The sequence below is a fragment of the Streptomyces albireticuli genome (genome assembly GCF_002192455.1).
Classification (GTDB): domain Bacteria; phylum Actinomycetota; class Actinomycetes; order Streptomycetales; family Streptomycetaceae; genus Streptomyces; species Streptomyces albireticuli_B.
On record NZ_CP021744.1, the window covers coordinates 7317685 to 7338258 of the forward strand.

Genomic DNA, 20574 nt, shown 5'->3' on the forward strand with positions numbered 1-20574 from the left:
CGGGGGAGACCCGCCATGGCACCACCGCGGCCGTCCCGGTACGGCCCTTCCGCCGAGCGGCTGGCGGGCCTCACGCTGCCCGCCGGCGACCCCCTGTTCATCCTGCACGGACAGGGCCTCGACGACGTCTTCGTCGGTCACGACCACCGGCGCCGGGGGGTGGAGGAACTGCTGTGGACCCTGCTGCGCGACGCCGGGTTCGCGCACGTCGTCTTCAGCTCCCTGTCCCGGCCGCTGTACTTCAGGGACCCCGTCTCCCGGGACCTGGCCCGGCCGCGCCGGCGTTCCCCCGTACCGGCCGGCCGGATGCGCCCCGAGCTCCGCGGCCCGCTGGGGGACCGGATCCTGCGCGCCCCGGACCCCGGCGGCCCGGGCGCCGGTGACGACCCCAGGACCGCCGCGCCCGCCACCCTGACCGACGAGCACCGGGTCATGATGCTCGACCACTTCATGCGGCAGACGGACCACAGGACGGCGGTGGTCCTCGGCCACGCCGAGGAGTCGCTGCGCTACGACCGCGCCGGCCGCCGGCTCGCCGGAGCCCTCGCGGACTGGGTCGAGCGGGGCGGCGACCGCAACCTCTGCGTCCTGCTGTTCCGCAAGCACAGCCTCCAGGAGGTGGCCCGCTTCGTCACCGACCTGCGCAGCGTGCCCCGGCTGGAGAGCTACCTGTACGACCAGATGCAGCGCCCCACCGGGCGCAGCACCGCCTACGTCGGCCACCCGCACGCGGCCGAGGTGGAGCGCCTGGTGCACCTGCTGCGGGTCCGCCACGGGCTGCGGATCGAGGACTGGCGGGAACTTCCCGCCCTCGTAAGGGCCATGGCCGCGATGCCCGTGACCCTGAGCAACTGGCAGTCCCGGCTCCGCGGCCTGCCGCGCGGCGCGGCGCTGAGCCTCGCCGAGCTCCACCGCCGGGAGTGGATCGGCGGCGGGAGCGAGGACACCCGCGGCGTCTCCGAGCGCCTCGCCGCGATGGTCGGCCTCGGGCCCGTGAAGGAACACCTGGAGGGGTTGCGGTGGACCGTGGCGGCGGACGCCGGGCTGCGCGCCCTGGGGCACGGCGGCGATGCCGAACCGGCCTCCCCGCACCTGGTCTTCACCGGCAACCCCGGCACGGGCAAGACCACGGTCGCCCGCCTGGTCGGCGAGCTCTACCGCGACCAGGGCCTGCTCCGCCGCGGGCACCTGGTCGAGGCCGAGGTCCCCGACCTGGTGGCCGGGTTCATCGGCCAGACGGCCATCAGGACCAACGAGGCCGTGGACCGGGCCCTCGACGGCGTCCTCTTCGTCGACGAGGCGTACCGGCTCAGCGACCCGGAGCACAGCTACGGCCGGCAGGCGATCGACACACTGCTGAGCCGCATGGAGAACGACCGCGGCCGGTTCGTCCTGATCGCCGCGGGCTACCCCGACCGGATGGAGGAGTTCCTGGCCGCCAACCCCGGGCTGCGCAGCCGCTTCCCCGCCGCCAACGTCATCCACTTCCCCGACTACTCGCCCGCCGAGCTCCACGCCATCCTGCTCGGCCGGCTGAGCGCCCTCGGCCTGCCCTGCACGCCCGCCCTGGAGGAGGCGCTCCGGGACGTCACCGAGGGCATGCACGCCACCCGCGGCGCCGGCTTCGGCAACGGCCGGGCCATGCGCGACCTCGCCGACGAGATGAAGGCCCGCTGGGCCCGGCGGGTGCGGGCCGTCGTCGGCGAACCCCTGACGCCCGAGGACGTGCCCGACCGCTGCCGCACCCACCTGCGGCGGCCGGTGGCCACCGTCGAGGAGGCCCTCGCCGAGCTCGACGGACTCGTCGGCCTCGCCCCCGTCAAGGAGCTGATCCGCGACCTGGTGGACCGGCTCCGGCTCCGGCGGCACCAGGGCACCGGCGGCTTCCCGCCGCCCCACATGCTCTTCGTCGGCCCGCCCGGCACGGGCAAGACCACCGTCGCCAGGCTGACGGGCCGCGTCCTGCACACGCTCGGCCTGCTCGCGCGCGGCCACCTGGTCGAGGTCACCCGGGCCGAACTCGTGGCCGGATTCGAGGGCCGGACCGCCGTCAGGACGCAGCGGGCCGTACGGTCGGCGCTCGACGGCGTCCTCTTCGTCGACGAGGCGTACAGCCTCACCCGGGGCCGGCCCGGCGGCGGGGACTTCGGCACCGAGGCCGTCGACACCCTGACCCGGGAGATGGACGAGCACCGCGGCCGCCTCGTCGTCGTGGCCGCGGGCTACCCGGCCGAGATGGACGGCTTCCTCGCCCGCAACCCGGGCCTGCGCTCCCGGTTCACCGAGCGCGTCACCTTCCCCGCCCACACCGGACCGGAGCTGGTGGAGATCCTCCGCCGCACGGCCGCCGGGCAGGGGTACGAGCTGCCCGGCCCGGCCGCCGACCGGGCCCTGCGCCGGCTGGAGCGCGAACGCGCCGCCCACCCCGCCGACTTCGGCAACGGCAGGGCCGTACGCGTCCTGCTGGAGCGCATGGAGGCACGCCTCGCCCGCCGCCTCGGGCACACCCCGGCGGCACCGGGCGCGCCGCTCGCCTTCGCCCCGGAGGACGTTCCCGATGCCGACGGCTGACCGGGCGGCCGCCCCGGCGGGCCGGCCCGCCGGAGCGGGTACCGAGCCGGACGCCGGGGCCACCTCCGGCATGAGCACCGGCGTGCCGCCCACCGCCTCCACCGCCGAGGCGCCCGCGGACACCGCCACCGGCTGCCCGGTGTGCGGCGCCGCCGTCACCGAGGAGGGCGGGCCCGCCGAGTGCCCCGACTGCCGCTGGCCCCTCCGCGCGGGGCCCGTGCTCGGGCCCCTCACCGAGGAGCTCCTGCGTGCCTTCGGCGAACGGCTCGCCACCGCCCGGCGGCGGTACGACCTCACCGCGGCCGCCCGCGCGGCGGGCCACCCGTGGCACGGCGACGACGTGCTCTACGCCCGCCTCCAGGGCCTCGTCAGGGACGGGCCGCCGCGCCCCGGCGAGGCGGCGGAGGCGCTGCGCGGCCCCTGGCGGGAGGAGGCACCCGCCCGGACCCTCCGGGAAGCGGTCGAGGCGTACCTCCGAGAGGCGCAGCTGCGTGAGACTCACTTGCGCGAGGCGCACCTCCGCGAGGCCACCGGGGCCGTGGCCGTCGAGGTCGCGGCCTTCGAGATCGCGGCCGACGGCCTCACCGCCGTCGGATTCGCCCGCGCCGACGACGGCGATCTGTACGAGCGGGCGGAGACCACCTCCTGGCCCTGGGCGTCACTGCTGCCCGCCCTGCCCGCGGACCCGGACCACGCGCGCTTCCTGCTCGCCGGCGGCATCGGCGAAAGGCCGCCCCCGGACTTCGCCACCACCCCCGCGCTCGCACGGGCCCTGCCCGACCCGCCACGCCCCGGCACGGCCCCGCCCGTCCTGGCGTGCGGGCTGCCCGGCTGGCCCGTACCCGAGCGCGTCCTCACGGTGCTCCGCCGCCGGCACCCGGACGCCGTGGCCGTACGGATCCCGCCGGACCCCGGCCGGCCCCCGCGCCAGGTGCTGCGCCACGCGCCCGGAATCTCCGCCCTCACCTGCGGTCCCGGCCCGGAACCGGCGACCGCGCACCTCGCCGTGGGCTGCCCCGACGGCTCGGCCGCGGTCTGGGTACCGGGCGCCGCCGAGCCGCTCGCCGCCCGCGCGCTGCACACCGGCCGCGTCACCGCCCTGGACCTCGCGCCCTCCCTCAGGGCCCTGGTCACGGGCGGCAGCGACGGCGCGGTCCGGCTCTGGTCGTTCGGCGGGTCCGGGCGCTCCCGCGCCCTCGCCTGGCACGAGGGCTGGGTCAACGCCGTACGGCTGCGCGCGGGCGCGGTGTTCAGCCTCGGCGACGACGGCCTGCTGCGCCGCTCGGACCCCTCCCGTCTGCTGGGCGCCCCCGACGGCACGGTCTACCCGCTGAAGGTCGGCTGGTCGGCCGCCACCGCCCTCGAAGTCACCTCGGACGGGCGGACCGTGGCCGTCGGCGGCGCCACCGGGGTGGGGCTGTGGGACGCCGTCTCCGGCCACCGCCTGGGCCGGCTGGCCACCGGAGCCTCCGTCACCGGGCTCGCCCTGGACGCGGCGGACCGGCTCCTCGCCGTCGGCTGCGCCGACGGCCGCGTCCACGTCCACGACCTGCGCACCCGGGCCGCGCCGGACGAACTCACCGGGCACACCGGCGCCGTGCGGCAGCTGGCGTTCGGCCCGCGCGGCCTGCTGGCCGCCTGCGACGAGTCGGGCGCGATCCGCGTCCGGCCGGCGGACCGGGCACGGCCGGTGCCGCGCGGCACGGCCGTCGGCCTGCACACCGCCGCCGTGCGCGGACTGGCCGCCACCCCGGCCGGACACCTGCTGAGCGCCTCCGCCGACGGGCTCGTACGGGCCTGGCGGCTTCCCGACCCCCTCTGACCACCCGCGCGGCCACGGCCGCCCGAGCGACCGACCACCGTCACCCACGACCACCCACCGGCATCCACAAGGGAGGGCGCCGTGAGCCGAGACATCCTGGCGACGGCCTTCAAGCGGCAGCGGCCGCAGCTCGACATACGCCTGGAGGACCACGCCACGACCGAGACCGCGACCGCCGCCCTGCGCGCCGCCCTGGAACGCCTTGACCCGACCTCGGCGGCCGCGCCCGACGGTGACCGGGGCGACACGCCGAACTCGCGGCGCCAGCTCGCCGCCGCCGTGGACCTCCTGCGCGCCGTGTCCCTGGGCACCCTCGCGGCCGTCCGCGCGCCCGCCACCACGGGAGCGCAGCCCCAGCGCCCCTCGTCCCCGCTGTCCCCGCTGCTGCGCCTGCTCCCGCTCGGCCTCGGCGACGAGGACCGCCGGGAGGAGCGGCCCCGGCCGCCCCGGCCCACCGTGCACACCCCCACGCTCCTCGATCAGCTCCAGGCCGCCGCGGAAGCGGCCGACCGGCTGCTCGCCGAGGCCGAGCCGCCCGCCCCCGAACGCGTACCGCTGCGCTGGTCGGAGGACCGCGACGTGCTCAACCTGCTGCGCGACCTGCTGTCCGCGCACGCCGAGCGGGACGGCGAACTGGCCCTGCGCCACATCGACAGGCTCCGCAAGGACCTCGCGCTCCGGCACGACATCGCGGTCGTCGACTTCGACGGCACGAACGATCCCCTGTTCTCCTTCGTCGTCCACCCGGACCCCGAGGAGCGGAACTTCGTGACGTCCCGGCCCGCACTGGTGGCCGCGGACGGCCGGGTGCTGCGTCCGGGGGAGGTGAGGGGGCCCGCAAGGACACCGTTCCCCACCGGGGGACACGAGCAAGGAACGGAACGGGACGATGACTGACAGCTCAGGAACCGTGATCGTCGGATTCGACCTCGGTCACGGCGAGACCGCGCTCGCCAAGGCCTACGCCGACAAGGACTCGGTGCCCGCCGTCATGGACCTCGGCGCCACCGGAGGCGGCAGGCAGCACGTCACCATGGTCGCCGAACACCCCACGCGGGGCGTGCTGGTCGGCCGGGCGGCCATGGACAACGGGACCACCGGCCTCCAGCTGGCCTTCAAGTCACCCGAGTTCGGCCGCGAGGAGGTGCGCCGGCCGACCACCCTCTTCGTGCGGAAGGTCGCCGGGGACGCCGTCGAGCGGGACCAGGACCTGAAGGGCGGCCGCCCGGTGCGCTGGGTCTTCGGGGCGCCCTCCGGCTGGAACAGGGAGCTGCGCGGGGAGTACGCGGAACTGCTGCGGACGGCGGGGCTGCCGCGGGTGGACGTGGTCCCCGAGTCGAGGGCCGCCCTGCTCTACGCCCGTGAATCGGGCGAGGTGAAGATCGAACCGGGGCGGCTCGCGGGCGCGGTGCTCGTCGTGGACCTGGGGTCGTCGACCACCGACTTCACCACCGTCCTGGGCCACCGCACGGGCCCGCCCCTCGACACCGGGCTCCCGCTGGGCGCCGGGCTGATCGACCGCACGATCCTGGAACAACAGCTGGACCGCAACCCGCAGGGTGAGGCGCTGCGGGAACTGCTCCAGGAGGACCGCTCTGTCCGGCTGGTGCTCGAACTGATGTGCAGGGAGGTGAAGGAGATCTTCTTCCGCACCGACCGCGGCAAGTTCGCCGCCGACCCCGAGGCGACGGTCGGCACCATACATCCCGTCAAGACGCGCGGCGGAAGCCTCTACTTCCACATCGAGCTGACGGCCGGGGACATGGCCGCGGTGCTGGACGCCCCGCAGCCCACCCTCGACGGCCGCTCCTGGCGGCAGGCGTACCGGGACGCCCTCGACGGCGCGGCGGCGGGACTCGGCGGTCCGCCGGACGCCGTGCTGCTGACCGGCGGAGCCTCCCGGATGCACTTCGTCCAGGAACAGACCCGCGAGGTCTTCGGCGCGGACCGGGTGTTCCTGGGCACGGAACCCGAGGTGGCGATCGCCCGGGGACTCGCCCTGGCGGGCCGGATGAGCATCCGGGCGGCCGGATTCCGCACGGACATCCGCCGGCTCCTGGACAGCGACCGCATCGGCTCCCTCGTGGAGGACCGGCTGCCGCAGCTCGCCGAGCGGCTGGGCGAGGCGGTCGCCGACGGGATGACGGAGCGGCACGTGATCCCGGCCTTCAGGCGCTGGCGGAACGGGCACATCACCACGCTGGACGACATGGCCGCCGGGATCTCCCGGTCGCTGCACGCCGAGCTCACCGACCCGGACAACACCCGGCTCCAGGAGGCGATCGCCACCTGGCAGAACGCCCTGCGCCCGGACCTGGAGGAGCTCACCCGGCCCATCTGCCGGCGCTGGCACCTCGAACCGTCGGCCATGGCACTGCCCACCGTGCGGGTGAACGAGGGGCGGCTGGACGTCCCCGTCGACGCGGCGGCCGCCACCGAGGTCCTGGACAACATCGCCTCGGTCGTCAACGTGGTGGTCGCGGGCATCGTCGCGACGACGCTCTTCGGCGCCGGCACCGCCATCATCGCCGCGACCGGGCCGTTCGCCGTGATCGTGGCCTTCGCCCTGCTGTGGGCCGGCCTCAGCGAGGGCAAGGAGAGGGCGCTCGCCAAGGCCCGGGAGGCGAACATCCCGCCGATGGCGCGCAAGGTCGGCGGCGAGGCCAGGATGGTCGCCAAGCTCCAGCGGGAGGCCGCCGCCCAGGAGGCGGCGCTGGCCCGCGCGTTCGGCGAGCAGTTCCTGGAGGACGGCGGGCAGCGGCTCGCCCAGGAGATCTCGAAGGGCATCGCCGAGGACCTGGAGGCCCTGGCGGACGAGGCGGAACTGCTCGTGCGCTGAGCGGGGTCGCTGGGCGCTCTGCCCGGGGGCTCACTGTGCGGGGCCTTGACCGACTCGGTCCGCGGGACGCTCCGCGCGGGGGCTCGCTGCGCCGGGGTCCCGGCTGCCCCGGCCTGCGGGATGTTCTGCGCGGGAGTTCACTGTGCCGGGGTCTCGGCTGCCTCGGTCCGCCAGATGCCCCGCGCGGGAGTTCACCGTGCCGGGGTCTCGGTTGATCGGGCCGTCAGATGCCCCGCCCGGGGGCTCGCCGTGGCGGGGTCCCGGCCGCCCCGGGCCGCCGGTCGACCCGGCCCGGAGTTCAGCGTGCCGGGGCCCCGCCCGGCCCCTCGTCGCGTCAGGAGAGGACCGTCCGGCCGGGCATCGGCGTTCCCTCCTCCTCGTCCAGTGCCCGCCGCAGCGCCTCCTCCACGTCCCGCAGCCGCTCCTCGACACCGTCGAGGAGCGCGCGGGCCCGCTCCGGGGCCGTGCCGTCGCCGCCGCCCGCGTACGCGCCTTTCCAGGGCTCCGGCAGCGACGCCAGCGCGTCGGCCAGCTCCCGGTCGGCCCGGGTACGGGCGGACAGGGCCGCCACGCGCTCCCGGTGCAGGACGCCGACCTCCGCCAGGCGGGCGGACACCGTGGCGAGCCGCGCCTCCGAACACGCCAGTCGGCCCTCCTCGAAGGCGAGTTCCGCCTGCGCGGCCGCGGCAGCCTCCAGCGCCGTACGGGCCCGGGGCGCGAGAAGGGCCAGCTGGTCCTGGGTGAGCCGCAGCAGTTCCGCGCAGCCTTCGGCCACCGCCTCCTCGGTCCCGTCGGCGCGGGACCGGAGGAAGGCCAGCCGCTCCGCGACGGCGGCACGCTGGCCGGCGAGCGCGTCGAGGGCCTCGATCAGCCGTTCCAGACGGCGGAGTTCGGCGACGCGCTCCCGCAGGGCCGCGTGCTCCGCCAGCCGGCCGCGGAGCTCCTCCTCGGCCTCGGCGAGGCTGTCGAAGTCCGCGCGGGCGGCGGCAGTCCGCCGCTTCACCTCGCCGAGCTCGCGCTCCCTGTCCCGCAGGTACGCCTCGGTGGACGGGCCCGGCCGCGCCGCCGCCAGCAGCGGCCCGGCCGCCCGCGACACGCCCTCGGCCTCGGTGAGCGCGTCGTCGAGAAGGAACACCGCTTCGAGACAGCGCGCGGACGGCCCCGCGGGCCGGGCGGGCTCCCCGGGGTCTTCCAGGGCCTCGGCGGAGGACCGGCTCGGCGTCGACGCCGAACCTGGCCCACGGGGTCCGGTCGGTTCCGCGGCCTTCCCCGCGGCGTCTCCCGGCGGCCTGCTTCCCTCGGGCCCTGTCCGCCTCCCGGCTTCGAGAAGCCGGCTCGCACGGGATCCCGTCGGGGCCTCGGCCTCTCGCGGGGCCTCTTCCGGCGGCCGGCCTTCCGTAGACCCCGTCCGCTTCCCGGCTGTCCCCGGGGCCTCCGGCTGCGGGCTCGCATGACCTTCCGCCAGGTCCGCGGCCTCTCGCGCAGTCACCGTGTGCGGCGGGACGGCGGCCCGCGTCGGCAGGCCGCTCGCCCGCTCATCGCGTTCTGTCCCGCCGTCTCCCTCCGGGCCTCCGTCCGGCAGTCTTCCCATGGCCCGCGCCGACCAGACCAGCGCCCAGCGCAGGGCGTGCAGCGCCCCCAGGTCGCCGTCCTGGGCCAGCGCCGTGGCGAGCCCTTCCTTCGCTTCCTCCACCCGATCCGGCACAGGTCCGCCTCCCTCGCTGTTTCCCGCGACTCACCCGCCGGCCGGCGCGCCCAGCGGGACCAGTGCCGCCTCGCCCCCGCCGACCGGGCGGAGGACGAGCACACCGAACCCGTGCCGCACCGGGTGCAGTCCCACGTGGTACTTGCCCGCAGGCGGTGCGGCGCAGGGCGGGGTGAGGGCGCGGCGGGCCCCGCGCCCGTACTCCTGGACCTCCACGCGGAGCCTGAACTCCTCGGCCCGTGGGATCTCGACGACCACCGGGACCCCGTCGGCCGTCACCGTCAGGGGCGCCGGGGAACCGGCCTCGGTGAGGGGGATCCGGCGGGCGACCAGCCGGCCCCGGCGGATCTCATGGGCCGGCAGGCCGAGCGTGTGCGGCGCCGGTTCGGGGGCCCGGACGGCCCCCTCGGCGATCAGCAGGGCCCCGGCCGCCGCCGCGCCGGGCGCCGGGACGTCGACGCGCGGTGCCCCCCACATGGCCGGCAGACACCGGTCCACGGCGTGCCGGGCGAGCGGGTGCGCGGCCAGCGCGCCGGTGACGACGACCCGGTCCGGGGCGCCGGCGTGGGGGGAGCACCGGGCCGACAGGGCGGCGCCGGCGGCCCGCAGGGCGTCCGCCACGGGGGCGAAGGCGTCGATCGCCTGACCGGCCGTCACGGCCGGTGACGTGGGAGGGCCGTCGGCCGGGTGCAGGGGAGCGTCCCGGTAGCGCGGCAGGACCAGGGCCCGGGCCAGCAGGAGCTCGGCCCTCCGCGCGAGATCGCCGCCCGCCCTCCGGTGGGCCAGGGCGTGGGCGGCGGGGCCGCCCTCGCGCGGCACCCCGGCCGGGCCGGCGGTCGCCGAGTCGGCATGCTCGACGACGGCGCCCGGAGCCCCCGGCGCACCGGAGACGCGGCAGAGCGTGACGCCGACCCGCTCCGGCCCGATGTCGCAGACCAGCCGTTCGACCGGGCCGTCCACGGGAGCCGGCCCGGCCGAGCCGGCCAGGACGGCGACCGCGGCGGGTACGAATCGCGGCACGGGAACCGGCACGGCGGAGAGTTCGGCGAAAAGCGCCTCCCGCCGCGCGCAGCCGCTTTCCGCGCACCATTCCTCCGGTACGGCGATCACGGCACCGGCCATCCCGTTCGCCGCTCTTTCCGCGTGCTCGCGGACGTATGCCGCCATCCCATAGGGGGCGCATTCCGAAAAACGCGCGCCGTCCGCGTCGCGTATCGCGACCGTTCCCGTCCTGACGTCCATTCCCAGGAACACGCGCCCAGGTTAACCCGGACCCTCATCTTCCGTAAGTTTCCCGGGAGATGACGGCACACCCGGAGGAATATCGGGCGGCGAGCCCTAGAATCGATCCCGTTCCGTTCGACGGGGGAAACGGGGGAACGGCGATGAGCGATCTCGTGCGCTTCGAGACGCAGGACGGCTCGTCCATGATTGTCGAGGTCGAGGACACCGCGCCCGGCCTGGAGAATGTCGCCCGCGACGACGAAGGACTGCTGACCGCGGGCAGGCGCCTGGACCAGATCCTCTCCGGCAGCAAACCCGCGATCGAGGCACTGCTCGGACTGCTGCGCCAACTGGCCCCCGACGAGTACGACATCGAATTCGGCATCAAGCTCAACGCCGAGGCGGGCGTCGTGGTGGCCAAGTCCGCGACGGAGGGCCACTTCAACGTCAGGCTCGGCTGGCGGCGCGCCGGCACCGGCGCCGGGTGACCGGCCGTGGTGCCGTGGGAGCGGCTGCCCTGGGTCGTCGGCGTCCGGCGCACCCGCGACGGCGCCCCGAACGGCGTGGGAGTGCTGGTCACGGACCGGCACGTGATCACCTGCGCCCATGTCACCGTGCCCCGGGGCCGCAGGGAACCCCCTGACGGACCGGTCTACGTCCGCTTCCAGCACACCGCCGCGGACCCCGTCCCCGCGGTCGTGGCCGAGGGCGGCTGGCACCCCCAGGACAGCCGCGACTGGACGGGCGACGTGGCCGTCCTCGAACTGCGCGGCCCCCTGCCGCCCGAGGCGCGCCCCGCGCCCCTGGTGTCCACCCAGGACGGCATATGGGGCCACACCTTCCACGCCTACGGATATCCCGAAGGCACTCACAAATGGGGCGGCGTGTCGACGGACGGGCGGTGCGTAGGCCCTGCGGAAACGGAATGGATACAACTCCAGGCCGGTTCCGCGCTGGGCCAGGAAATCGCCCCCGGATTCTCCGGATCACCGGTATGGGACATGACGCTCGAAGGCGTCATCGGCATCGTCGTCACCCGTGACAGGCCGGGCGAGAAACGGGACCCGAGGACCGGCTACGCCATCCCGGTCGAGAGGCTCGCCCACTACTGGCCGCCCCTCACCGCACTGATCCGCCGGCCGGAAGCCGCCGAACGCCGGGAGAGGCAGGCGGAACAGGACCGGCAGGACCGCCTGGAAAGCCTCCTGGAACTGCCGCTGCGCGCCGACGGACAGCTCCCGAAGATCCGCGAGATCCGTTTCTACGACATCGGCGTCACCCCCTCCAAGGACCTCGACCGCGACCCCGACCCGCCGTACGCCCCCCGGCGGCGCGAGGACGCCCTGCTCGACCGCGCGCTGGCCTCCGCCCCCTTCATCCTGGTCACCGGCGACTCCAAGGCGGGCAAGTCCCGCACCCTGATCGAGCTGCTGCGCCGCCGCCTCCCGGAGGCCCGGCTCGTGGTGCCCGACCGCACCCCGTCCGCCCCCGGCGCGCTGGCCCGGCTGCGGCTGCCGACCGGCGGGGACCGCGCCGTGCTCTGGCTGGACGACCTCGACGACTACCTCCAGCCCGGCGGCGTCGACCTCAAGGTCCTGGGCGGCTTCGCCCGGCTCGACCCGCCCGTGACGGTGGTCGCCACCCTCACCTCCGAGCGGCTCACCCGGGTCCTCTCGGCGAAGGACGAGGTCAGCCGCACCGCCCGCACGGTCCTCGGCCGGGCCACCCGGATCGAGCTCTCCCGGCTCTTCCACGAGGAGGACCTCCCGGAGGCCCGCCGCCTCTACGAGGACGAGGACTTCACCGACCGCGGCATCGGCGAGCGCATGGTCGCCGCCCCGCTCCTGGAGGAGACCTACAACGGCGGCCGGGAAGGCTGCCCCGACGGCTGGGCGGTCGTCCGCGCCGCCGTCGACTGGCAGCGCATGGGCTGCGGGGCGCCCCTCACCGAGAGCACGCTCCGCGCGCTCGCCGCCGGCTACCGCGCCGCCGCCCCGCCGCACCGGGTCCTGACGGACGAGGCGTTCCGTACCGGCCTCGCCTGGGCGATGCGGCCCGTCGCCGGGAGCATCACCCTCCTGGGCCAGTTCCCGGGCGGGACGGAGCCCTCCTACCGTGCGTTCGCCTACCTGCCCGGCTACCTCGACCACCGGCCCGTCCCCGAGCCCACGGCCGTCCCGGACCACGCCTGGCGGCACGCGGTGGCCACCGTGCCGACGGGCGACCTGCTCGGCGTGGCCTTCGCCGCGTTCACCCGCGAACAGGGCGACATCGCGGTCCTCGCCCTGGAACGCGCCCACGACAGCGGCGACGGAGACGTCGTGGCCTGGGCGTCGCTCCTGCTGGGCGAGGTCGCGCTGAACGCACTGGACGTCGCACGGGCCCGGGCGCTGCTGGAGGAGGCCGCCGGGTCCGGCCGCGCCGACGTCGTCCCGCTCGCCCAGGTCGACCTCGCCGCCGTGCTGAACCTGCTCGGCCGGTGCGAGGAGGCCTGCCACCAACTGGAGCTGGCCCTCGCCTCCCACCACCCCCAGGCCGTGCCGCTGGCCCAGGCCGGGCTCGGCGGCCTGCTCATCGAACAGGGCGAACCGGAGCGCGCCCGCGGCCTGCTGGAGAGCGCCCTGGCCTCCGGTGACCCGCAGAGCGTGCCGCTGGCCGAGGCGAACCTCGGCGGCCTGCTGCTCCGGCGGGGCGAGATGTCCGCGCCGCGCGCGGCCGCCAAGGGCAAACCGGGGACGGCCCCCGAGGACCCGCCCTCACCACCCCTGTCCCGCCCGGCCGACGCGACGTCCCGTACGACCGAACCCGCCCCGCGGCCACGCGGCGAGCCGCCCGGACCCATCACCCTGCCCCGGGCGGTGCGCGACTCGGCACTCTCCCAGGCCGTGCCGCTGGCCCAGGTGAACCTCAGCGCGCTGCTCCTCGACCGGGGCGAGCTGGACCGCGCCCGTACGCTGCTGGAGTCGGCGCTGGCCTCCGCGAACCCGATGGTCCTGCCCCTGGCACAGGACGGCCTCGGCCGGCTCCTCGCCCAGCAGGGGGAGTTCGACCTGGCACGCCCGCTGGTCGAGGCCGCGGCCGCCTCCCCGTTCGTCTTCGCCGCGCAGAACGCCCAGATCACCGCCGGCTGGATGCTGTGGGTCCAGGGCGACAAGGAGCGGGGCCGGGCCGCCCTGGAACGGGTCGCGGACCACAGCGACCTGGCGCAGTCCCTGCGCGCCCGGCACCAGCTGGCCCTGCTCCTCGCGACGGACGGGGACCGGGAGGGCGCCGCCGCCGAGCTCCGGCGGGTGGCCGACTCCGGGCACGAGAGCTGGGCCCTGCTGGCCCGGGTGGACCTGGGGGCCGTCTGGACGGCGGACGGCGACCACGAGCGCGCGGCGCGCGTGCTCACCGAGGTCGCCCGGTCCGGCCACCCCGAACAGTCGGCGCGCGCCGCCGATCTGCTCGGCGACGCCCTCGCGGCACAGGGGGAGTGGGCCGGCGCGGAGGGCGCGTACCGCCGGGCGATCGGCTCGCGGCACCCCGTGTGGGCCCCGCTCGCCCGGCTCGACCTGGCCATGATGCTCGTGGTGTGCGGCGACGAGCGGGCGCGCGGGGCGCTCCAGGAGATCGCGGATTCGGCCGAGGCCGACCACGCCCCGCGCGCGGCCGATCTGCTCGGCGACCTCCTCGCCCGCCGGGGCGACCACGGCGGCGCGGAGGCCGCGTACGGCCGGGCCATCGGCTCCGGGCACCCGCACTGGTCGCGGGTGGCGCGGATCGACCTCGCGCTGATGCTGCTGGACAGCGACGTCCCCGAGAAGATCGACGAGGCCGAGGCCCTGCTGGTCACGGAGGTGGAGGCGGAGTCCTTCCTCTCCCCGCTCGCCCGCTGCTTCCTCGGCCAGCTCCGCGTGCACCAGGGGAACCCGGTGGCCGGCCGCGAGCTGCTGGAGTCGGCCGCCGCCTCGGACTCGCCGGAGGCCGTGGACATCGCCCGGCTCCAGCTGGGGAAGATGGCGGCCGACGCCCCCGACCTGGCCGAGGCCGAGCACCTCTTCGAGGCGGTCCTCGCCTCCGGCAGCGCGGTCGCCGCCGACCTGGCCCCCCTGGCCAAGGCCCACCTGGGGGCGGTCCGGCTGAACCGAGGGGACACCGGAGCCGCACTGGAGATGTTCGACGAGCCGCTGACCCCCGAGGAGGCCGACGACCTGCCGGCCGTCCTCCTGGGCTGCGGCATGGAGCTCCTGGACGCCGGCGAGATCTGGGCCGCCGAGCAGTACCTCGCCCGCGCCCTCGACCTGGGCGACGCGGAGGTCGTGCCCCGGGCCCGGGCCGGCCTCGGCATGGCGAGGCTCGCCCACCGCGAATTCGCCGAGGCGCTCCCGTTGTTGGAGAGCGCCCTGCGTGAGGCCATGGCGGCCGGCGACCCGCCGGCCGAGCACCTGGCGCGGCGCTACCTCGGCAGCGCGCTGGCCCGGCTGGAGAGGTACGAGGAGGCGAAGGCGGTCCTGGTGCCGCTCGCGCGCTCCGCGGACCAGGAGGAACGGCCGCAGGCGCTGCTGCTCCTGGGCCGCCTGGCGGCGGACGAGGGCGCGCACGCCGAGGCGCGCGCGTGGTTCGGGCAGGCCGTGGAGACGGATGACGCGACGGTGGTGGCCGCGGCGCGCGTGGCGCTGGGGGAGACCCGGGCGTCCTTGGGGGCGGGGCCGGAGCGGGAGCGGGAATCGGAGCCGGTGGCCGGGATGGAGCCGGTGCCGGTACGGGAGCCGGTGGCCGGACCGGCGCCGGTCGTCGAGCCGTCCTCGGCCCCACAGCCCCCGCCGCCCTCGCCGCCGTCCCCTCCGCCCCCGGTGTCCCGGGAGCCGGGTCTGCCCGCACCCCTGCTCGTCCTGCTGGCCCAGGTCGCGTACGGCGAGGGACAGCCCGGCGAGGCACGGTACTGGCTGGAGAGGGCCGGACAGGCGGCGCGCGAGGCGGGTCACGCGCCGGATCCGGCCGCCGGGGCGCTTCCGGAGGACCTGGCGGAGGCGTCGAATCGCCCCCGCACGCCCTCTCCCGACCGCATCACGGGTCAGGAGCACGGGGAGGAACCCTCCTGACACGGCCATGGTCACGTCAGAAAGGGGACGGGATGTTCGGTGGGGGGAAGAGGGACGACGAGGCGTTGCGGGAAGCGATCGCCTCGCTGCACAAGGAATTGCGGCTCAAGACCCATGAGGCGCTCCAGCATCACCGCGACACCTTGGGCGCGGAGCTGAAGCGGTTACAGGACCTCGTCGGCCAGGTGCACACCGAGGTGGCCGCCGCGCACCGGGACCTCGTGGACCTGGCGGCGAGGACGGAGGCGGCCCACGACCGCCTGCGCCGGATGGAGGAGCAGTGGGAGACCCACCGCTCGCGGCCTCCCGGGCCCCTGCCTCTCGGCCCACAGCCTCCCGGTCCGCGGCCGGTCGCCGGAACGGGACCGCGGGAACGGGACCAGCGGCCCCCCGAGCGTAGGGATGACGGGTCCGGCCTGCCGGGGGAGCCGGAGGAAGAGGAGCGGATCGACCACCGGAAGCTGCTGCGAGCGGCGGCCGGTGTCAGCGCCGCGACCCTCGTCTGCCACCGCGACACCTGGGCCTTCGTCGTCGAACAGGCCGGCCGTGAAACGCACTTCAGGGTCCCCGGCAAGGTGGAGGAGAAGGAGTCGGCCGTGCAGGTGGCCGTCTCCGGGCCGAGCCTGCTCGCCGTGGCCACCGTGCTGGAACGGAGGATCAGCGAGGACTCCACCGATCCGGGAAGCCGGGCTCTCGCGTGGAAGCTCTACCACAGCATCGCCGCGGAGGTGCTGAAGGCCCGGCCGTTCCCCGGCCCCGGCCCCGGCCCCGGCCCCGGCCCCACGGAGGAGGCACCCGGACAACCGGCCCCCGCCGCCATCCACATCGTGATCGACGACTGCCCCCACTGACCCCGCCGACCCGCCGGTCACGGCGGCCTCGTTCTCCCACCCCCTCCACCGGCATGGTCCCCCTTCCCTCCGCTTTACACGGAGGACCCACGTTTGAGTGGATTGCTGCTTTTCATACCCGGTTCCGGCAGGCCGTACGGCATCGTGCAACCGCTCATGCCGCCACTCGCCCAGCCACCGGGAGGGACAACTTGGCCGCCGACGCCACCGGAACGCCCGCGGAGGAATTACGGTTCCGTTCCCCCACCCTCACGGTGTTCGAGAAGACACCGCTGACCGCACGGTCGATGAGCCGCCGCCTGCCCCGGCTCGTCCGCAAGGCGCTGTCCCTGGCCTGGCGCGTGGACCGGCGCGCCGTGGTCGCGCTGCTGAGCTGCCAGATCCTGTCCGGGGTCTTCGAGGCGTTCGGGCTGCTGGCCACCACCCGGACGATCACCGCGCTGATCACCTCGGGCCACATCCAGGACCGGCTCGTGGAGGCGCTGCCCTCCCTCGTGGTGCTCGCCGCCGCGGTCGGGACCCGCGCGCTGCTCGGCATCGCCGTGCAGAACATCTCCAGCCGGCTGGCCCCGCGCATCTCGCGCGAGGCGGAGATGCAGATGCTCGACGCGGCGATCAACGCCGAGCTCGCCGCCTACGACCACCCCGGCTTCAACGACAAGCGCGAGGCCGCCGACCGGGGCGCGGACGTCGCCCAGGACCTGCTCACCGAGTCGCAGGACCTCATCGCCTGCGTCGCCTCCCTGGTCGCCGCCGCCGGCGTGGTGACGCTCCTGCACCCGGCGCTGCTCCCGCTGCTCGTGCTGGCCACGCTCCCGCAGGGCATCGCGAGCGTGAAGGGCGCCCGCGTCCACTACCTCACCTCGCGGGCGCTGAGCGGCGACCGCCGGGTGCTCAGCCACCTGCGCTGGTACGCGACCGACAAGCTGTTCGCCGACCAGCTGCGCTCCGGCACGATGGCCGCCTTCCTGCTCGGCCGCTACCGCGCGATCGGCGACCGCATCGACAGCGCGACCGACAAGGCCGTGCACCAGGGCGCGCGGTACGCCCTGGTGGGCTCGCTGGCCGGCGGGGTGGCCTCCGGGCTCGTATGGGTGGCGCTGGCGCTGCTGCTCGGCTCCGGGCACATGTCGGTCGCCTCGGCCGGCACGGCGGTCTTCGCGCTGCGGACGGTCGGTTCGTCGCTGCGCGGGATGGTCGGCTACGGCACGCGGCTGTTCCGCACCGGGCTGTACCTCGACGACTGGGCGGAGTTCATCGAGGAGGCCGGCGGCCACCGGATGCGGCGTGGCGGCGAGGCCCCCGCGAGCCCGCTGGCCGTCCGGGCCGAGGGGCTCACCTACTGCTACCCCGGCGCGGACCGCCCGGCCCTGGAGAAGGTCGGCCTGGAGGTGCGCCGAGGTGAGGTACTGGCCCTGGTGGGGGAGAACGGCTCGGGGAAGACCACGCTCAGCAAGCTCCTGGCCGGCCTCTACCTGCCCACCGAGGGCCGCGTCACCTGGGACGAGGCGGACATCAGCGCCTTCGAGCCGCAGGCGCTGTGGCGGCGCACCGCCGTGGTGCCGCAGGACTACGCGCGCTGGCCGATGTCCGCCCGCGAGAACATCACGCTCGGTCAGCCGCACGGCGGCGGTGACGACGCCGTCCTGCTGGCGGCCTCGCACGCGGGCGCGGACGAAGTCGTCCACGGGCTCCGCAGCGGCCTCGACACCCTCCTGGCCCGCGAGTGGTTCGGCGGAGTGGACCTCTCCGGAGGGCAGTGGCAGCGCGTCGCCATCGCCCGCGCCTTCTACCGGCGGGCCGGTCTCCTCGTGATGGACGAGCCCACCAGCGCCCTCGACGCCCGCGCCGAGCACCGCATCTTCACCGGGCTGCGCGAGGTCGCGCGGGACCGCGCGGTCGTCCTGGTCACCCACCGGCTGGCGAACGTCGCGGTCGCGGACCGCATCGTCGTCCTCGACCACGGCCGGGTCGTCCAGCAGGGGACCTTCGGCGAACTCGTCGCCGCCGAAGGGCTCTTCCGGGAGCTGTGGGAGCTCCAGAACGACCGGGGCGTTCCGGCGCGACCCGCCGGAACGCCCCACCGCGGCGGCCCCTGAGACGGTTCCGGGCGGGGCCGGGGGCCGTCAGACCTCCAGGTCCGCCTCGATCCGCTTGAGCTGGTGGCGCGCCATCGCCAGGTTGGCCCGCTTGGCGTCCAGGACGAGGTAGAGGAAGAGACCCTTCCCGCCCCGGCCCGTCAGCAGCCGTATCAGGTGGTACTGCGACCCGAGGGTGATGAGGATGTCCTCGATGCTGTCCTGGATGTTGAGCATCTCCATCGCCCGCAGCTTGGCCCGCACCACATCGGTGTTCCCGGCCGCCGCGACGTTCAGGTCGAGCCCCTGGGCCCCGCCGAGGGTGCCGAGGGCCATGCCGCTGCCGTAGTCGACGAGGGCCACCCCGATGGCGCCCTCGATCGACGTCATCGCGTCCTGGAGGGCGGCTTCGGTGTTCGCCATGGGAATCCCGCTTTCGTAGAGAGGTGATGGAGTGAGGAAGGGAAAGGAACAGGGGGCAAGGGAGGTGCGTACGGGCGCCGGGTCAGGTCTCGCGCCGGCGTTCCAGCGCGCTCTCCACGAGTTCCGCGACCCGGGCGCCCGCCCTGCGGGCCTCCAGGTTCAGCCGCCCGACGTTGGCGTCCGCCGACGCCAGCAGCGTGAGGACGCACGAGGCGCCGGCGGCGTAGGTGGCCACGTAACCGTTCTCGCCGCGTACGAGCAGCTCGCGGAAGTCCCCGTGGCCCACGGCGTCGGTCAGCCGTGAGCCGACGCCCAGCGCGGCGGCGGTGAGGGCGGCCACCCCGTCGGGCTCCATGTCGCTGACATGGTGGGCGATCACCAGGCCGTCGGTGCTCGCCACCAGCGCCCCGGTCAGGTGCGGGACGCGTACGCGTAACCCCTGGAGCTCGGTGAGCACTTCGGGCACGGCCGTCATCGGCTGTCTCCTTCCGGTGAACTGTCTCAAGGCGCGTCTCATCATGGGATCGGGGGGACCTGACGGGAGTTCCGGCTGCGGTACGGCACGGTCACAGCGCCTCCAAGGCGTCGCGGATCCTGTAGAGCAGGGAGAGCTCCGGGGTGCCGGCACCGGCATCGGGTCCGGATCCGGAACCGGCTCCGCGACCCGCCGCCACGGGCTCCGCGCCGGCCTTCGCGGGGCCCGCCGGTTCCGGGTCCCGCGGGGAGCCCCCGGACGGGCCGGGGCCCGCCGGGGTGCGGATCAGCCCCTGCGCCGCCAGGCGCCGTACGTCCAGGAGCGTGGCGAAGGCGGACCGCCCGAGCACCCGGGCGATCTGCACCGGGGTGCGCCTGCCGTCCGCGGCCTCCAGCACGGCCCGGCGGCCGCAGGCCGGGTCGGTGCCGGGCCCCCACCGCCGGGCGGCGTCCGGTACGGGCACGACCGGCGCGGCGTCGACCGCCGGGCAGGGCCAGGCCCGTTCCAGGAGCTCGCGGCGGCGGCGCACTTCCCGCTGGACGGCGGCCACCGGGACCGGGCGCACCGGGCCGAGCCAGTGCCGTGCCTCGCGCAGGAACCGCTCCGGGGGCCGGCGGTCCGCCTCCAGCGGGCAGAGGACGAAGAAGGCCGCGTCGAACAGGGCGCTGAGGTGGCACAGTTCGAGCTCGCCGCGGCTCAGCCGGCCGTGCTCGACGAGGAAGCCCCCGGCCCGGTACCCCGGGCCGCCCCGGGAGACGGCCTCCTCCCAGGTCTCCGGCGACAGCCGGCCGCCGGCGGTGAGCCGCCGGCCGACGTCGGGGGCGGCCGGGCTCTCCGCGTGCACGACCGCGCCGTCGGCCAGGTAGAGCGCGCCGACGGGGCCGTGCAGCGCGCCGGTGGCCCGCTCGTCCGCCAGCCGGCCCAGGGCGGTGGCCCCGGCGGGTGGCGCCGAGGGTGCGGGGGTCCCTCCCGCCGCGTGCGGCAGGGGCGCCGTCCGGGTGTCGGCGGTCACGGCAGGACCAGTCCGGCGGTGAGCCCCTGGAGCCGGAAGCGGGCCATCGCGAGGTTGGCCTCGGCGCGGTCGAGCCAGAGGTAGAGGAAGACGCTGCTGTCGAAGGACGTCTCCACGAAGCGGATCAGGTGGTAGCTGCCGCGCGCGGTGACGATGAGGTCCTCCACGGGCCCGGCGTCCTCCGTCGCGCGCGTGAACGCGCTGTTCTCGAAGGCGAGCCGGGCCAGTTCGGCGGCCTCGGCCGCTGCGGTCTCGTGGTCGCGGTTCGGCCCGTCGCCCGCCGCGCCCAGGGTCAGACCACTGGTCCAGTCCACCAGGCTCGCCCCCCGGACCCCGGGGATCGCCATGGCCTCGGATAAGCACGCGTCTATACCGGACACTCGGACCTCTCCAGCCCCACGACGAGGCGTGCCGCCGTGGCTGCTCATGACTGTTGCGGACTCTGCTGCGGACACGGGCCGCCTGTGGCGGCTACCAACGGCGTGTCGGC

Annotated in this window: 14 protein-coding genes; 8 read left to right on the forward strand and 6 right to left on the reverse strand. The window is 75.8% G+C overall.

Features of this window, described 5'->3' with window-relative positions; genetic code table 11:
- Positions 1-15 precede the first annotated feature (15 nt).
- The 4 genes from SMD11_RS36935 to SMD11_RS31455 all read left to right on the forward strand — a co-directional run bounded on the left by SMD11_RS36935 (position 16) and on the right by SMD11_RS31455 (position 7232).
- Positions 16-2571, forward strand: a complete 2556-nt coding sequence (locus SMD11_RS36935) for an AAA family ATPase (RefSeq protein ID WP_087929669.1) — start codon at positions 16-18, stop codon at positions 2569-2571.
- Positions 2558-4393, forward strand: a complete 1836-nt coding sequence (locus SMD11_RS31445) for a WD40 repeat domain-containing protein (RefSeq protein ID WP_087929670.1) — start codon at positions 2558-2560, stop codon at positions 4391-4393. The genes SMD11_RS36935 and SMD11_RS31445 overlap by 14 nt, the downstream gene beginning before the upstream one ends.
- Positions 4394-4474: 81 nt before the next feature.
- Positions 4475-5290, forward strand: a complete 816-nt coding sequence (locus SMD11_RS31450; RefSeq protein WP_087929671.1) for a hypothetical protein — start codon at positions 4475-4477, stop codon at positions 5288-5290.
- Positions 5283-7232 carry an Hsp70 family protein gene (locus SMD11_RS31455; RefSeq protein ID WP_159395411.1) on the forward strand — a complete coding sequence of 650 codons (1950 nt, stop codon included), beginning with the start codon at positions 5283-5285 and terminating at the stop codon, positions 7230-7232. The genes SMD11_RS31450 and SMD11_RS31455 overlap by 8 nt, the downstream gene beginning before the upstream one ends.
- Positions 7233-7566: 334 nt before the next feature.
- On the opposite strand, the gene SMD11_RS31460 is transcribed toward SMD11_RS31455, so the two are convergent.
- Positions 7567-8367: a hypothetical protein gene (locus tag SMD11_RS31460; RefSeq protein WP_087929673.1), complete on the reverse strand. Its 801-nt coding sequence runs from the start codon at positions 8365-8367 to the stop codon at positions 7567-7569.
- A 600-nt stretch (positions 8368-8967) separates the two neighbouring features.
- On the reverse strand, positions 8968-10059 hold the full coding sequence (locus SMD11_RS31465; protein ID WP_087929674.1) for a hypothetical protein: 1092 nt from the start codon (positions 10057-10059) through the stop codon (positions 8968-8970).
- A 263-nt stretch (positions 10060-10322) separates the two neighbouring features.
- Between SMD11_RS31465 and SMD11_RS31470 the strand changes: the two genes are divergently transcribed.
- The 4 genes from SMD11_RS31470 to SMD11_RS31485 all read left to right on the forward strand — a co-directional run bounded on the left by SMD11_RS31470 (position 10323) and on the right by SMD11_RS31485 (position 18195).
- A complete protein-coding gene (locus tag SMD11_RS31470; RefSeq protein WP_087929675.1) occupies positions 10323-10649 on the forward strand; it encodes a CU044_2847 family protein in 327 nt (108 codons plus the stop codon).
- Between the two features lie 6 nt (positions 10650-10655).
- Complete coding sequence (locus SMD11_RS31475; RefSeq protein WP_087929676.1) at positions 10656-15245, forward strand: tetratricopeptide repeat protein; 4590 nt, start codon at positions 10656-10658, stop codon at positions 15243-15245.
- Positions 15246-15277: 32 nt separating this feature from the next.
- Positions 15278-16096: a hypothetical protein gene (locus SMD11_RS35605; RefSeq protein WP_087929677.1), complete on the forward strand. Its 819-nt coding sequence runs from the start codon at positions 15278-15280 to the stop codon at positions 16094-16096.
- A 287-nt stretch (positions 16097-16383) separates the two neighbouring features.
- Positions 16384-18195: an ABC transporter ATP-binding protein gene (locus tag SMD11_RS31485; protein ID WP_234366502.1), complete on the forward strand. Its 1812-nt coding sequence runs from the start codon at positions 16384-16386 to the stop codon at positions 18193-18195.
- Between the two features lie 27 nt (positions 18196-18222).
- On the opposite strand, the gene SMD11_RS31490 is transcribed toward SMD11_RS31485, so the two are convergent.
- The 4 genes from SMD11_RS31490 to SMD11_RS31505 all read right to left on the reverse strand — a co-directional run bounded on the left by SMD11_RS31490 (position 18223) and on the right by SMD11_RS31505 (position 20464).
- Positions 18223-18597 (reverse strand): hypothetical protein, encoded by a 375-nt coding sequence (locus SMD11_RS31490; protein WP_087929679.1) that lies wholly within the window; start codon positions 18595-18597, stop codon positions 18223-18225.
- Positions 18598-18679: 82 nt separating this feature from the next.
- Complete coding sequence (locus SMD11_RS31495) at positions 18680-19072, reverse strand: roadblock/LC7 domain-containing protein (protein WP_234366250.1); 393 nt, start codon at positions 19070-19072, stop codon at positions 18680-18682.
- Positions 19073-19163: 91 nt separating this feature from the next.
- Positions 19164-20084: a transcriptional regulator gene (locus SMD11_RS31500; protein WP_234366251.1), complete on the reverse strand. Its 921-nt coding sequence runs from the start codon at positions 20082-20084 to the stop codon at positions 19164-19166.
- Positions 20081-20464, reverse strand: coding sequence for a hypothetical protein (locus SMD11_RS31505; protein WP_087929680.1), 384 nt, complete (start codon positions 20462-20464; stop codon positions 20081-20083). Before SMD11_RS31505 ends, SMD11_RS31500 begins: the two co-directional genes overlap by 4 nt.
- Positions 20465-20574: the final 110 nt, after the last annotated feature.

Coding starts and splice junctions, on each gene's coding strand:
- SMD11_RS36935 (WP_087929669.1), top strand. CDS start 16: ATGGCACCACCGCGGCCGTCCCGGTACGGCCCTTCCGCCGAGCGGCTG.
- SMD11_RS31445 (WP_087929670.1), top strand. CDS start 2,558: ATGCCGACGGCTGACCGGGCGGCCGCCCCGGCGGGCCGGCCCGCCGGA.
- SMD11_RS31455 (WP_159395411.1), top strand. CDS start 5,283: ATGACTGACAGCTCAGGAACCGTGATCGTCGGATTCGACCTCGGTCAC.
- SMD11_RS31465 (WP_087929674.1), bottom strand. CDS start 10,059: ATGGCCGGTGCCGTGATCGCCGTACCGGAGGAATGGTGCGCGGAAAGC.
- SMD11_RS31470 (WP_087929675.1), top strand. CDS start 10,323: ATGAGCGATCTCGTGCGCTTCGAGACGCAGGACGGCTCGTCCATGATT.
- SMD11_RS35605 (WP_087929677.1), top strand. CDS start 15,278: ATGTTCGGTGGGGGGAAGAGGGACGACGAGGCGTTGCGGGAAGCGATC.
- SMD11_RS31485 (WP_234366502.1), top strand. CDS start 16,384: ATGAGCCGCCGCCTGCCCCGGCTCGTCCGCAAGGCGCTGTCCCTGGCC.
- SMD11_RS31490 (WP_087929679.1), bottom strand. CDS start 18,597: ATGGCGAACACCGAAGCCGCCCTCCAGGACGCGATGACGTCGATCGAG.
- SMD11_RS31495 (WP_234366250.1), bottom strand. CDS start 19,072: ATGACGGCCGTGCCCGAAGTGCTCACCGAGCTCCAGGGGTTACGCGTA.